The 17,125-nt window shown below is 47.0% G+C and carries 1 protein-coding gene; it reads right to left on the bottom strand.

Annotated features, from left to right (window positions below; genetic code table 11):
* Positions 1–54: 54 nt before the first annotated feature.
* On the bottom strand, positions 55–16,095 hold the full coding sequence (locus LNP23_RS10580) for a T9SS type B sorting domain-containing protein (protein ID WP_230004848.1): 16,041 nt from the start codon (positions 16,093–16,095) through the stop codon (positions 55–57).
* Positions 16,096–17,125: the final 1,030 nt, after the last annotated feature.

The raw sequence follows: 17,125 nt of genomic DNA, 5'->3' as shown, positions 1-17,125 counted from the left end.
TTTCATTTTTAATAACAGCTCAACTTCAACAAGCCAATTAATTAGCATAGAATATTATTTGGTCAAGTACAAATAACCCGCTTCCTGATGAGGATTAGATTTAAGGTCTTTATATTTTATGATATAATAATATGTTCCCTCTGGTAATCCATTTGATTCTTTAATGGTAACACGTCCTTCTGAAATTCCTCTAAAGGCAACATCGGTATTATTGTAATGATCTCTTTCAAAAACCAATACACCCCAACGATTATAAATTTGAACTGTGTTGTCAGGATAACATTCTATTCCTTGTATATAGAATCTTTCGTTCATGCTATCACCATTTATTGAAACGGCATTAAAAATTTTGATTACACATCCGCTTAGTAATAAGACTGTTGGATTATCACCTAGATTATTTATGTTATCTGACTTATCCTCAACTTTAATTCCACTTAGAGTACTACCCATTACACTAGCCTGATTACTAACACTTCCATTATTAATATCAATCTGCGTGATGCTATATTGAGCACTAAAAGAAACTTCATCCATAGCATTTACATTCAAATCTATTGGACCTCCTGACATAATAATACCAGCTAATGGATCTGAAACAGTAATATTGTACAAAGGAGCATTTCCAGTATTAGTAACCTTGAAGTTATAAGTTATTGTTTCTCCAGCATCTGCATTTCCATTGCTATTTTCATCATTAAATACCGCTGTCTTAATTATGGCAATTGATGGAACTTCAACGAGAACAAGAACGTTAGCCGTACTGCAGTTAGACGTATTGGTTACTTCGCATATCGTGTAAGTAACCGTATAATTTCCAGCAGGCATATTAGCCGCAACAGTAATTGTTCCGTCTGCATTCAGGGTCAGGCCGGCCGGAACCGTTACTCCTGTCAAGCTTACCTGGCCTGGGCTGGTTCCGATTACTACCGGAATTCCGTCTAATGTATCATTGGCTGCTACACTTGGGGTGCTGTCCCCTGTGGCTACTGCTGCTGGGGTATCGTCAGTGGCAACAATTGCGTTGCTTACAACTACCGTAACAGTTGCCTGATCGCAATTGATTGGGTTGGCCCCCACTTCACAGATCTCATACACTACCGTGTAACTGCCTGATGCCGTGTTGGCGTTCACCGTAATTGTTCCGTCTGCATTCAGGGTCAGGCCGGCCGGAACCATTACTCCTGTCAAGCTTACCTGGCCTGGGCTGGTTCCGATTACTACCGGAATTCCGTCTAATGTATCATTGGCTGCTACACTTGGAGTGCTGTCCCCTGTGGCTACTGCTGCTGGGGTATCGTCAGTGGCAACAATTGCGTTGCTTACAACTACCGTAACAGTTGCCTGATCGCAATTGATTGGGTTGGCCCCCACTTCACAGATCTCATACACTACCGTGTAACTGCCTGATGCCGTGTTGGCGTTCACCGTAATTGTTCCGTCTGCATTCAGGGTCAGGCCGGCCGGAACCGTTACTCCTGTCAAGCTTACCTGGCCTGGGCTGGTTCCGATTACTACCGGAATTCCGTCTAATGTATCATTGGCTGCTACACTTGGAGTGCTGTCCCCTGTGGCTACTGCTGCTGGGGTATCGTCAGTGGCAACAATTGCGTTGCTTACAACTACCGTAACAGTTGCCTGATCGCAATTGATTGGGTTGGCCCCCACTTCACAGATCTCATACACTACCGTGTAACTGCCTGATGCCGTGTTGGCGTTCACCGTAATTGTTCCGTCTGCATTCAGGGTCAGGCCGGCCGGAACCGTTACTCCTGTCAAGCTTACCTGGCCTGGGCTGGTTCCGATTACTACCGGAATTCCGTCTAATGTATCATTGGCTGCTACACTTGGAGTGCTGTCCCCTGTGGCTACTGCTGCTGGGGTATCGTCAGTGGCAACAATTGCGTTGCTTACAACTACCGTAACAGTTGCCTGATCGCAATTGATTGGGTTGGCCCCCACTTCACAGATCTCATACACTACCGTGTAACTGCCTGATGCCGTGTTGGCGTTCACCGTAATTGTTCCGTCTGCATTCAGGGTCAGGCCGGCCGGAACCGTTACTCCTGTCAAGCTTACCTGGCCTGGGCTGGTTCCGATTACTACCGGAATTCCGTCTAATGTATCATTGGCTGCTACACTTGGAGTGCTGTCCCCTGTGGCTACTGCTGCTGGGGTATCGTCAGTGGCAACAATTGCGTTGCTTACAACTACCGTAACAGTTGCCTGATCGCAATTGATTGGGTTGGCCCCCACTTCACAGATCTCATACACTACCGTGTAACTGCCTGATGCCGTGTTGGCGTTCACCGTAATTGTTCCGTCTGCATTCAGGGTCAGGCCGGCCGGAACCGTTACTCCTGTCAAGCTTACCTGGCCTGGGCTGGTTCCGATTACTACCGGAATTCCGTCTAATGTATCATTGGCTGCTACACTTGGAGTGCTGTCCCCTGTGGCTACTGCTGCTGGGGTATCGTCAGTGGCAACAATTGCGTTGCTTACAACTACCGTAACAGTTGCCTGATCGCAATTGATTGGGTTGGCCCCCACTTCACAGATCTCATACACTACCGTGTAACTGCCTGATGCCGTGTTGGCGTTCACCGTAATTGTTCCGTCTGCATTCAGGGTCAGGCCGGCCGGAACCGTTACTCCTGTCAAGCTTACCTGGCCTGGGCTGGTTCCGATTACTACCGGAATTCCGTCTAATGTATCATTGGCTGCTACACTTGGAGTGCTGTCCCCTGTGGCTACTGCTGCTGGGGTATCGTCAGTGGCAACAATTGCGTTGCTTACAACTACCGTAACAGTTGCCTGATCGCAATTGATTGGGTTGGCCCCCACTTCACAGATCTCATACACTACCGTGTAACTGCCTGATGCCGTGTTGGCGTTCACCGTAATTGTTCCGTCTGCATTCAGGGTCAGGCCGGCCGGAACCGTTACTCCTGTCAAGCTTACCTGGCCTGGGCTGGTTCCGATTACTACCGGAATTCCGTCTAATGTATCATTGGCTGCTACACTTGGAGTGCTGTCCCCTGTGGCTACTGCTGCTGGGGTATCGTCAGTGGCAACAATTGCGTTGCTTACAACTACCGTAACAGTTGCCTGATCGCAATTGATTGGGTTGGCCCCCACTTCACAGATCTCATACACTACCGTGTAACTGCCTGATGCCGTGTTGGCGTTCACCGTAATTGTTCCGTCTGCATTCAGGGTCAGGCCGGCCGGAACCGTTACTCCTGTCAAGCTTACCTGGCCTGGGCTGGTTCCGATTACTACCGGAATTCCGTCTAATGTATCATTGGCTGCTACACTTGGGGTGCTGTCCCCTGTGGCTACTGCTGCTGGGGTATCGTCAGTGGCAACAATTGCGTTGCTTACAACTACCGTAACAGTTGCCTGATCGCAATTGATTGGGTTGGCCCCCACTTCACAGATCTCATACACTACCGTGTAACTGCCTGATGCCGTGTTGGCGTTCACCGTAATTGTTCCGTCTGCATTCAGGGTCAGGCCGGCCGGAACCGTTACTCCTGTCAAGCTTACCTGGCCTGGGCTGGTTCCGATTACTACCGGAATTCCGTCTAATGTATCATTGGCTGCTACACTTGGAGTGCTGTCCCCTGTGGCTACTGCTGCTGGGGTATCGTCAGTGGCAACAATTGCGTTGCTTACAACTACCGTAACAGTTGCCTGATCGCAATTGATTGGGTTGGCCCCCACTTCACAGATCTCATACACTACCGTGTAACTGCCTGATGCCGTGTTGGCGTTCACCGTAATTGTTCCGTCTGCATTCAGGGTCAGGCCGGCCGGAACCGTTACTCCTGTCAAGCTTACCTGGCCTGGGCTGGTTCCGATTACTACCGGAATTCCGTCTAATGTATCATTGGCTGCTACACTTGGAGTGCTGTCCCCTGTGGCTACTGCTGCTGGGGTATCGTCAGTGGCAACAATTGCGTTGCTTACAACTACCGTAACAGTTGCCTGATCGCAATTGATTGGGTTGGCCCCCACTTCACAGATCTCATACACTACCGTGTAACTGCCTGATGCCGTGTTGGCGTTCACCGTAATTGTTCCGTCTGCATTCAGGGTCAGGCCGGCCGGAACCGTTACTCCTGTCAAGCTTACCTGGCCTGGGCTGGTTCCGATTACTACCGGAATTCCGTCTAATGTATCATTGGCTGCTACACTTGGGGTGCTGTCCCCTGTGGCTACTGCTGCTGGGGTATCGTCAGTGGCAACAATTGCGTTGCTTACAACTACCGTAACAGTTGCCTGATCGCAATTGATTGGGTTGGCCCCCACTTCACAGATCTCATACACTACCGTGTAACTGCCTGATGCCGTGTTGGCGTTCACCGTAATTGTTCCGTCTGCATTCAGGGTCAGGCCGGCCGGAACCATTACTCCTGTCAAGCTTACCTGGCCTGGGCTGGTTCCGATTACTACCGGAATTCCGTCTAATGTATCATTGGCTGCTACACTTGGAGTGCTGTCCCCTGTGGCTACTGCTGCTGGGGTATCGTCAGTGGCAACAATTGCGTTGCTTACAACTACCGTAACAGTTGCCTGATCGCAATTGATTGGGTTGGCCCCCACTTCACAGATCTCATACACTACCGTGTAACTGCCTGATGCCGTGTTGGCGTTCACCGTAATTGTTCCGTCTGCATTCAGGGTCAGGCCGGCCGGAACCGTTACTCCTGTCAAGCTTACCTGGCCTGGGCTGGTTCCGATTACTACCGGAATTCCGTCTAATGTATCATTGGCTGCTACACTTGGAGTGCTGTCCCCTGTGGCTACTGCTGCTGGGGTATCGTCAGTGGCAACAATTGCGTTGCTTACAACTACCGTAACAGTTGCCTGATCGCAATTGATTGGGTTGGCCCCCACTTCACAGATCTCATACACTACCGTGTAACTGCCTGATGCCGTGTTGGCGTTCACCGTAATTGTTCCGTCTGCATTCAGGGTCAGGCCGGCCGGAACCGTTACTCCTGTCAAGCTTACCTGGCCTGGGCTGGTTCCGATTACTACCGGAATTCCGTCTAATGTATCATTGGCTGCTACACTTGGAGTGCTGTCCCCTGTGGCTACTGCTGCTGGGGTATCGTCAGTGGCAACAATTGCGTTGCTTACAACTACCGTAACAGTTGCCTGATCGCAATTGATTGGGTTGGCCCCCACTTCACAGATCTCATACACTACCGTGTAACTGCCTGATGCCGTGTTGGCGTTCACCGTAATTGTTCCGTCTGCATTCAGGGTCAGGCCGGCCGGAACCGTTACTCCTGTCAAGCTTACCTGGCCTGGGCTGGTTCCGATTACTACCGGAATTCCGTCTAATGTATCATTGGCTGCTACACTTGGGGTGCTGTCCCCTGTGGCTACTGCTGCTGGGGTATCGTCAGTGGCAACAATTGCGTTGCTTACAACTACCGTAACAGTTGCCTGATCGCAATTGATTGGGTTGGCCCCCACTTCACAGATCTCATACACTACCGTGTAACTGCCTGATGCCGTGTTGGCGTTCACCGTAATTGTTCCGTCTGCATTCAGGGTCAGGCCGGCCGGAACCATTACTCCTGTCAAGCTTACCTGGCCTGGGCTGGTTCCGATTACTACCGGAATTCCGTCTAATGTATCATTGGCTGCTACACTTGGGGTGCTGTCCCCTGTGGCTACTGCTGCTGGGGTATCGTCAGTGGCAACAATTGCGTTGCTTACAACTACCGTAACAGTTGCCTGATCGCAATTGATTGGGTTGGCCCCCACTTCACAGATCTCATACACTACCGTGTAACTGCCTGATGCCGTGTTGGCGTTCACCGTAATTGTTCCGTCTGCATTCAGGGTCAGGCCGGCCGGAACCATTACTCCTGTCAAGCTTACCTGGCCTGGGCTGGTTCCGATTACTACCGGAATTCCGTCTAATGTATCATTGGCTGCTACACTTGGAGTGCTGTCCCCTGTGGCTACTGCTGCTGGGGTATCGTCAGTGGCAACAATTGCGTTGCTTACAACTACCGTAACAGTTGCCTGATCGCAATTGATTGGGTTGGCCCCCACTTCACAGATCTCATACACTACCGTGTAACTGCCTGATGCCGTGTTGGCGTTCACCGTAATTGTTCCGTCTGCATTCAGGGTCAGGCCGGCCGGAACCGTTACTCCTGTCAAGCTTACCTGGCCTGGGCTGGTTCCGATTACTACCGGAATTCCGTCTAATGTATCATTGGCTGCTACACTTGGAGTGCTGTCCCCTGTGGCTACTGCTGCTGGGGTATCGTCAGTGGCAACAATTGCGTTGCTTACAACTACCGTAACAGTTGCCTGATCGCAATTGATTGGGTTGGCCCCCACTTCACAGATCTCATACACTACCGTGTAACTGCCTGATGCCGTGTTGGCGTTCACCGTAATTGTTCCGTCTGCATTCAGGGTCAGGCCGGCCGGAACCGTTACTCCTGTCAAGCTTACCTGGCCTGGGCTGGTTCCGATTACTACCGGAATTCCGTCTAATGTATCATTGGCTGCTACACTTGGAGTGCTGTCCCCTGTGGCTACTGCTGCTGGGGTATCGTCAGTGGCAACAATTGCGTTGCTTACAACTACCGTAACAGTTGCCTGATCGCAATTGATTGGGTTGGCCCCCACTTCACAGATCTCATACACTACCGTGTAACTGCCTGATGCCGTGTTGGCGTTCACCGTAATTGTTCCGTCTGCATTCAGGGTCAGGCCGGCCGGAACCATTACTCCTGTCAAGCTTACCTGGCCTGGGCTGGTTCCGATTACTACCGGAATTCCGTCTAATGTATCATTGGCTGCTACACTTGGAGTGCTGTCCCCTGTGGCTACTGCTGCTGGGGTATCGTCAGTGGCAACAATTGCGTTGCTTACAACTACCGTAACAGTTGCCTGATCGCAATTGATTGGGTTGGCCCCCACTTCACAGATCTCATACACTACCGTGTAACTGCCTGATGCCGTGTTGGCGTTCACCGTAATTGTTCCGTCTGCATTCAGGGTCAGGCCGGCCGGAACCGTTACTCCTGTCAAGCTTACCTGGCCTGGGCTGGTTCCGATTACTACCGGAATTCCGTCTAATGTATCATTGGCTGCTACACTTGGAGTGCTGTCCCCTGTGGCTACTGCTGCTGGGGTATCGTCAGTGGCAACAATTGCGTTGCTTACAACTACCGTAACAGTTGCCTGATCGCAATTGATTGGGTTGGCCCCCACTTCACAGATCTCATACACTACCGTGTAACTGCCTGATGCCGTGTTGGCGTTCACCGTAATTGTTCCGTCTGCATTCAGGGTCAGGCCGGCCGGAACCGTTACTCCTGTCAAGCTTACCTGGCCTGGGCTGGTTCCGATTACTACCGGAATTCCGTCTAATGTATCATTGGCTGCTACACTTGGAGTGCTGTCCCCTGTGGCTACTGCTGCTGGGGTATCGTCAGTGGCAACAATTGCGTTGCTTACAACTACCGTAACAGTTGCCTGATCGCAATTGATTGGGTTGGCCCCCACTTCACAGATCTCATACACTACCGTGTAACTGCCTGATGCCGTGTTGGCGTTCACCGTAATTGTTCCGTCTGCATTCAGGGTCAGGCCGGCCGGAACCGTTACTCCTGTCAAGCTTACCTGGCCTGGGCTGGTTCCGATTACTACCGGAATTCCGTCTAATGTATCATTGGCTGCTACACTTGGGGTGCTGTCCCCTGTGGCTACTGCTGCTGGGGTATCGTCAGTGGCAACAATTGCGTTGCTTACAACTACCGTAACAGTTGCCTGATCGCAATTGATTGGGTTGGCCCCCACTTCACAGATCTCATACACTACCGTGTAACTGCCTGATGCCGTGTTGGCGTTCACCGTAATTGTTCCGTCTGCATTCAGGGTCAGGCCGGCCGGAACCATTACTCCTGTCAAGCTTACCTGGCCTGGGCTGGTTCCGATTACTACCGGAATTCCGTCTAATGTATCATTGGCTGCTACACTTGGGGTGCTGTCCCCTGTGGCTACTGCTGCTGGGGTATCGTCAGTGGCAACAATTGCGTTGCTTACAACTACCGTAACAGTTGCCTGATCGCAATTGATTGGGTTGGCCCCCACTTCACAGATCTCATACACTACCGTGTAACTGCCTGATGCCGTGTTGGCGTTCACCGTAATTGTTCCGTCTGCATTCAGGGTCAGGCCGGCCGGAACCGTTACTCCTGTCAAGCTTACCTGGCCTGGGCTGGTTCCGATTACTACCGGAATTCCGTCTAATGTATCATTGGCTGCTACACTTGGAGTGCTGTCCCCTGTGGCTACTGCTGCTGGGGTATCGTCAGTGGCAACAATTGCGTTGCTTACAACTACCGTAACAGTTGCCTGATCGCAATTGATTGGGTTGGCCCCCACTTCACAGATCTCATACACTACCGTGTAACTGCCTGATGCCGTGTTGGCGTTCACCGTAATTGTTCCGTCTGCATTCAGGGTCAGGCCGGCCGGAACCGTTACTCCTGTCAAGCTTACCTGGCCTGGGCTGGTTCCGATTACTACCGGAATTCCGTCTAATGTATCATTGGCTGCTACACTTGGGGTGCTGTCCCCTGTGGCTACTGCTGCTGGGGTATCGTCAGTGGCAACAATTGCGTTGCTTACAACTACCGTAACAGTTGCCTGATCGCAATTGATTGGGTTGGCCCCCACTTCACAGATCTCATACACTACCGTGTAACTGCCTGATGCCGTGTTGGCGTTCACCGTAATTGTTCCGTCTGCATTCAGGGTCAGGCCGGCCGGAACCATTACTCCTGTCAAGCTTACCTGGCCTGGGCTGGTTCCGATTACTACCGGAATTCCGTCTAATGTATCATTGGCTGCTACACTTGGGGTGCTGTCCCCTGTGGCTACTGCTGCTGGGGTATCGTCAGTGGCAACAATTGCGTTGCTTACAACTACCGTAACAGTTGCCTGATCGCAATTGATTGGGTTGGCCCCCACTTCACAGATCTCATACACTACCGTGTAACTGCCTGATGCCGTGTTGGCGTTCACCGTAATTGTTCCGTCTGCATTCAGGGTCAGGCCGGCCGGAACCATTACTCCTGTCAAGCTTACCTGGCCTGGGCTGGTTCCGATTACTACCGGAATTCCGTCTAATGTATCATTGGCTGCTACACTTGGAGTGCTGTCCCCTGTGGCTACTGCTGCTGGGGTATCGTCAGTGGCAACAATTGCGTTGCTTACAACTACCGTAACAGTTGCCTGATCGCAATTGATTGGGTTGGCCCCCACTTCACAGATCTCATACACTACCGTGTAACTGCCTGATGCCGTGTTGGCGTTCACCGTAATTGTTCCGTCTGCATTCAGGGTCAGGCCGGCCGGAACCGTTACTCCTGTCAAGCTTACCTGGCCTGGGCTGGTTCCGATTACTACCGGAATTCCGTCTAATGTATCATTGGCTGCTACACTTGGAGTGCTGTCCCCTGTGGCTACTGCTGCTGGGGTATCGTCAGTGGCAACAATTGCGTTGCTTACAACTACCGTAACAGTTGCCTGATCGCAATTGATTGGGTTGGCCCCCACTTCACAGATCTCATACACTACCGTGTAACTGCCTGATGCCGTGTTGGCGTTCACCGTAATTGTTCCGTCTGCATTCAGGGTCAGGCCGGCCGGAACCGTTACTCCTGTCAAGCTTACCTGGCCTGGGCTGGTTCCGATTACTACCGGAATTCCGTCTAATGTATCATTGGCTGCTACACTTGGAGTGCTGTCCCCTGTGGCTACTGCTGCTGGGGTATCGTCAGTGGCAACAATTGCGTTGCTTACAACTACCGTAACAGTTGCCTGATCGCAATTGATTGGGTTGGCCCCCACTTCACAGATCTCATACACTACCGTGTAACTGCCTGATGCCGTGTTGGCGTTCACCGTAATTGTTCCGTCTGCATTCAGGGTCAGGCCGGCCGGAACCGTTACTCCTGTCAAGCTTACCTGGCCTGGGCTGGTTCCGATTACTACCGGAATTCCGTCTAATGTATCATTGGCTGCTACACTTGGGGTGCTGTCCCCTGTGGCTACTGCTGCTGGGGTATCGTCAGTGGCAACAATTGCGTTGCTTACAACTACCGTAACAGTTGCCTGATCGCAATTGATTGGGTTGGCCCCCACTTCACAGATCTCATACACTACCGTGTAACTGCCTGATGCCGTGTTGGCGTTCACCGTAATTGTTCCGTCTGCATTCAGGGTCAGGCCGGCCGGAACCGTTACTCCTGTCAAGCTTACCTGGCCTGGGCTGGTTCCGATTACTACCGGAATTCCGTCTAATGTATCATTGGCTGCTACACTTGGAGTGCTGTCCCCTGTGGCTACTGCTGCTGGGGTATCGTCAGTGGCAACAATTGCGTTGCTTACAACTACCGTAACAGTTGCCTGATCGCAATTGATTGGGTTGGCCCCCACTTCACAGATCTCATACACTACCGTGTAACTGCCTGATGCCGTGTTGGCGTTCACCGTAATTGTTCCGTCTGCATTCAGGGTCAGGCCGGCCGGAACCGTTACTCCTGTCAAGCTTACCTGGCCTGGGCTGGTTCCGATTACTACCGGAATTCCGTCTAATGTATCATTGGCTGCTACACTTGGAGTGCTGTCCCCTGTGGCTACTGCTGCTGGGGTATCGTCAGTGGCAACAATTGCGTTGCTTACAACTACCGTAACAGTTGCCTGATCGCAATTGATTGGGTTGGCCCCCACTTCACAGATCTCATACACTACCGTGTAACTGCCTGATGCCGTGTTGGCCGCTAGAGTTAAAACTCCGTTAGCATCTACATTTAATGGTCCTGTAGTGATTGGTGTTACATCCGTATTCGCAGCTGTTACTGCTACTCCGTTCAACGTATCGTTGATTGTTACGTTTTGAACTATTATTGGTGTTGATGCTGTTGCAACTATAGCGTTGTCATTTACAGCATCTATTACATTTACTGCAACTGGTACTGGTGTACTGGTGGCGGTATTGTTACCTGGAGTTGGGTCTGCTTCATTTGCTGCGATTGTAGCGGTATTGGCATAACTACCTGTAGCATTTACAGTGGCGGTGATCGTTAAGGTAGCACTTGCCCCATTGGCTAATGCACCTACACTCCATAACCCTGTTCCGCTAGTGTACGTACCTGTGGCTGTACTTGAACTTACAAAGGTATAACCCGATGGTAATAAATCGTTAACCGCTACTCCTGTTGCAGCACTTGGACCTGCATTGCTTGCTGTTAAGGTAAACACTACATTGCTCCCTACATTCGGTGTAGCGTTGTTTACTGTTTTAGCTATACTTACATTGGATTGTGCAACTGGTACTGGTGTACTGGTGGCGGTATTGTTACCTGGAGTTGGGTCTGCTTCATTTGCTGCGATTGTAGCGGTATTGGCATAACTACCTGTAGCATTTACAGTGGCGGTGATCGTTAAGGTAGCACTTGCCCCATTGGCTAATGCACCTACACTCCATAACCCTGTTCCGCTAGTGTACGTACCTGTGGCTGTACTTGAACTTACAAAGGTATAACCCGATGGTAATAAATCGTTAACCGCTACTCCTGTTGCAGCACTTGGACCTGCATTGCTTGCTGTTAAGGTAAACACTACATTGCTCCCTACATTCGGTGTAGCGTTGTTTACTGTTTTAGCTATACTTACATTGGATTGTGCAACTGGTACTGGTGTACTGGTGGCGGTATTGTTACCTGGAGTTGGGTCTGCTTCATTTGCTGCGATTGTAGCGGTATTGGCATAACTACCTGTAGCATTTACAGTCGCGGTGATCGTTAAGGTAGCACTTGCCCCATTGGCTAATGCACCTACACTCCATAACCCTGTTCCGCTAGTGTACGTACCTGTGGCTGTACTTGAACTTACAAAGGTATAACCCGATGGTAATAAATCGTTAACCGCTACTCCTGTTGCAGCACTTGGACCTGCATTGCTTGCTGTTAAGGTAAACACTACATTGCTCCCTACATTCGGTGTAGCGTTGTTTACTGTTTTAGCTATACTTACATTGGATTGTGCAACTGGTACTGGTGTACTGGTGGCGGTATTGTTACCTGGAGTTGGGTCTGCTTCATTTGCTGCGATTGTAGCGGTATTGGCATAACTACCTGTAGCATTTACAGTGGCGGTGATCGTTAAGGTAGCACTTGCCCCATTGGCTAATGCACCTACACTCCATAACCCTGTTCCGCTAGTGTACGTACCTGTGGCTGTACTTGAACTTACAAAGGTATAACCCGATGGTAATAAATCGTTAACCGCTACTCCTGTTGCAGCACTTGGACCTGCATTGCTTGCTGTTAAGGTAAACACTACATTGCTCCCTACATTCGGTGTAGCGTTGTTTACTGTTTTAGCTATACTTACATTGGATTGTGCAACTGGTACTGGTGTACTGGTGGCGGTATTGTTACCTGGAGTTGGGTCTGCTTCATTTGCTGCGATTGTAGCGGTATTGGCATAACTACCTGTAGCATTTACAGTGGCGGTGATCGTTAAGGTAGCACTTGCCCCATTGGCTAATGCACCTACACTCCATAACCCTGTTCCGCTAGTGTACGTACCTGTGGCTGTACTTGAACTTACAAAGGTATAACCCGATGGTAATAAATCGTTAACCGCTACTCCTGTTGCAGCACTTGGACCTGCATTGCTTGCTGTTAAGGTAAACACTACATTGCTCCCTACATTCGGTGTAGCGTTGTTTACTGTTTTAGCTATACTTACATTGGATTGTGCAACTGGTACTGGTGTACTGGTGGCGGTATTGTTACCTGGAGTTGGGTCTGCTTCATTTGCTGCGATTGTAGCGGTATTGGCATAACTACCTGTAGCATTTACAGTGGCGGTGATCGTTAAGGTAGCACTTGCCCCATTGGCTAATGCACCTACACTCCATAACCCTGTTCCGCTAGTGTACGTACCTGTGGCTGTACTTGAACTTACAAAGGTATAACCCGATGGTAATAAATCGTTAACCGCTACTCCTGTTGCAGCACTTGGACCTGCATTGCTTGCTGTTAAGGTAAACACTACATTGCTCCCTACATTCGGTGTAGCGTTGTTTACTGTTTTAGCTATACTTACATTGGATTGTGCAACTGGTACTGGTGTACTGGTGGCGGTATTGTTACCTGGAGTTGGGTCTGCTTCATTTGCTGCGATTGTAGCGGTATTGGCATAACTACCTGTAGCATTTACAGTCGCGGTGATCGTTAAGGTAGCACTTGCCCCATTGGCTAATGCACCTACACTCCATAACCCTGTTCCGCTAGTGTACGTACCTGTGGCTGTACTTGAACTTACAAAGGTATAACCCGATGGTAATAAATCGTTAACCGCTACTCCTGTTGCAGCACTTGGACCTGCATTGCTTGCTGTTAAGGTAAACACTACATTGCTCCCTACATTCGGTGTAGCGTTGTTTACTGTTTTGTTGATAGATATGTTGGCAGTACATGCTGTTGAAATAGCATTATTTGTTACGTTTGTGTAACTCCCCGTATAAGAGGCTGTGGTTACAGTACCTTGCGAGTTTACTGGTGCTACTGCTCCTCCTGATTGACCAAATTGCTGTCCTGAAGCTGCGCTTGTAGCATTGTTATAATACTCATTAGAATCTGAGCAACCATCATTATCTGAATCCAGATCAAGTAAATTCGCAATTCCATCGCCATCAGTATCAACCGCTCGGCACAAAGAGAAAATAAATTCGATACCATCACCTCCAGCACCTTCGGCTCCCTTTCCTGTCCAGTTAAATGTCAATGAAGAATAAACTCCTTCAACCAACAAGGAGCCAGCAGCAGTACCATCTTCCGGCAATGCAGAAGCTTCGGAAGCTACAGCAGGTGCAATCAGTGGATTTACATTCATTTCAGTAACTCTTCTAAAAGTAGTAGGAGTAACATATAGATTACTTGTTCCTGCCAGCTTTTTAAGTGTTGCACCGGGCGTAGTAACCGTAAAAAGAGCAGAATTTGGAGTAACCCCTGAAAGCCCTCCTATCCTGTCTAAATGAATAATAGGGTTGTACACAGGCTGACTAAATGTAAATGTAATCGTTGCCGATCCTTTATCATCATTAGCTTGATCTATGTTGACTATATAGCTTTCAGGGGATGTATCCCAAGTAAAGACTGTTTGAAACGAAGGTAGGTTGTTTACTGCTTCGCTCCAAAAAGTAGGCTGATTGGCAAAAGTACCTGCTGTGTTTGTCACACTGGTATTTGCGGCGTTAGCAACTGTGGCCGTCACATTCACACCATCAAATGTTGAACCAGTAAACGGTCCTGAACCTGAAAAGTTTCCTGTAATTCTGTTGGCTAATACTGCACAAGTATTTTCATCAGTATCAAGAATTCCGTCGTTATCATCATCCAGATCATATCTATCTGAAACAAGATCCCCATCACTATCCAATCCTGCTATCAAACAAGATGTAAATACAGACGCTTGCATAAAATTGTTTATCCCTGAGGTTTGTGCAATAGCGTAATTAATTCCTGCAGCTGCTGTGTCATTCGTTTCTACTAGACTAGATAAACCATTAGCACCATAAGTCCCCCCAATAGTACCTGAACTAGATACGGTTTGAGCACTACCGGCCTCTTGGGCATCATAGCATCCATCCTGGTCAGAATCAACATCAAGATGATCTGGAACTAAATCCCCATCTGTATCCCTATCACAAAATGTTGATGGAGTAATCGTAATTCCCCCAATTGCTCCCCCCGCACCTGTATCAGATCTTCTGATAACTAAACGTGTAACATTTTTCAAATCAATATTCCAAAGATTTGAAGCACTAGCAATATCAATGGTTGAATTAAGTGATATTTTGCCTGGTATTTGTGTAACAGTTAAATTTGCAGTACCTCCTGCTGTATAAGTGGCAGAAATTACTCCAGCATCATATTCAACACTATACTCTTCTACATCGTCAAAAGTATTACCTGTCTGCCAAGTTAAAACAGCATCAATGGGTTTGTTAAATTCATAAGTCACTTCTGCAAATTGTCCTGCTGCAGACCCAGCATTATTTGTAAACTGAACAGATCCATTAGTGGTTAAATCAATTCCAATCTCATTAGTCGTCGCTCCTGTTCTAGCTGACAAGGAAACTCTTGCCGAAGTTTGGTTTGCTTGTGTTGCAGTTGAACCAACTATCCTGTAATCATTAGATATACTTATATTGGTATTATTTACTGCTGCACCTTCCGTAATTGAAGTGGTTTGATTTGGTGTGATATTAGGAGAACAACTTGTGAAACCTTCATCTACATCTCGAATACCATCGTTATCATCATCTATATCAACCACATCAACTACCAAATCTTGATCTGAATCTATACAATTAGCTCCTATGTATATATTATCAACACCCCAATCGTCCCCTGCTGCAGGAGTAGTAGCTGAGAAAGATAAGGCAGCGACATTGTTTGCAGGGGTTTGAGTCCAAGGAATATCAATCCTTATCTGTGAGCTCACTAATCTAAATATTGTTGGCACCACGCCTGCAGTAAAACCAGATATAGTCGCTCCGTTACTTGGGGTAGCTGTTACTGCTCCTGCTCCAGTTGGATTTGTAAATGTAGCGTATATTGTACCTCCAAGAGAAACGGTTAAAGTAGCAGTACTTGCTCCATTTGTATCTCCAGAATTTCCTGCCCAAAGATCAAAATACAAGCTTACTGTACCAGCAACAGGTGTAAAAGAAATACCTCCTACATTTTGAGTCATTGCAGAATTTGTTACTCCATTGAGATTATTAACAGCAATTCCTGTTGTTGTATTAAGTACCCATGCTCCAGTAGCTGGAAGCCATGCTTCATTAGGATTTGCATATTGAATAAAACTTCCTGAAAAAGTACCATTTCGAATGACATTCCTACAACCTGTTTGAGCTTGAAGATGAACACTAAAAATACAAAAAAGAACCAAGCAAAATAGCATTTGAAGCTTTATCGACGGTCTTTGAGAAAGCAATTTAACTGTTGCAAGTATACACGCCATTTTATGATTAAAATTTGCAAATAAATGTTCTTTTAAAAACTTAAGGCAACTAAAAAAAATGTGTAAGGTAAAATTTTCCTTCATAATAAAAATTTTAGATAGACAGTAACAAATCATTTTTTTTTACTCTTCTGCTTTAAACAATTCCTTCTTACATTGATTTTTATCCAAAATACCATTCATAAGATATCGTAAATAAAGAACCTTAAAAAAAAGATAATATTAACAAGGAAAGTAATTTTAAAATTAATGTTTAATTTATTTAATCTTTATGCATTCAAAAATTACAATAACCAAAGTTTCGCAATTGTATAATTATTAAAAATTCTTTCATAAAATATTTGAGAACGATCCATAAAGAAATGTGATTAAAAAACAGTGCACATGATAAATTATAAAATCTTTGAGTAAAGTAACAAATACGCTATATTTTATTAAATTAAACCCTTTTGGTAATTTTTTTTTTGATTTTTGATGTTTCTTATTGATCTATCAAAGATGATTTTATTGATATTGAACTAATTTTAATACTGTTATTTTCTCTAAAATTCTTGTTTTAAAACCTTCAAAAGTTTTAGCATAATTGTTTTTTAATTCCGAAATTATATCATAATTATTAGAATAATATTTCAATTCTTTTTCTTGATTTTCTAAAGATATAAGGTTTTGGTTTACAATCTTTTGAATTAAACCTTTTTTATCTCTCTAATTTATTTTTACAATTTGAAATAAATCTAATTGAATGATTTGAGATAAATAACGACTATGTTCAAAAACAATCAAACATTTATTATTTAATGCTTTCAAAAAATGAACATCGTGAAATTGTGTTTTTGTAATGAATGGAAAATTCCATTTACAAAACAAAATCAGTTCATTTTCCCCCTGTAAGACCGATTATTTTTAGAATCAAAAAACTTTGAAGGATAGGTTTCAAACTCGTTTTTATAGGTTTGATTTTTCCTGCATCGGGCAAATTTAAAAATCTTTCAAAGGCATAGTATCCAAGACAAAATAATTTATAAACTCC

Source organism: Flavobacterium cupriresistens (genome assembly GCF_020911925.1).
GTDB lineage: Bacteria > Bacteroidota > Bacteroidia > Flavobacteriales > Flavobacteriaceae > Flavobacterium > Flavobacterium cupriresistens.
The sequence above is the reverse complement of the archived record's forward strand: the minus strand, read 5'-3'. Positions and strand labels throughout refer to the sequence as shown.

Bases quoted from the DNA above. Each gene is read 5' to 3' on its own strand.
- LNP23_RS10580 (WP_230004848.1), bottom strand. From the start codon at position 16,095: ATGGCGTGTATACTTGCAACAGTTAAATTGCTTTCTCAAAGACCGTCG.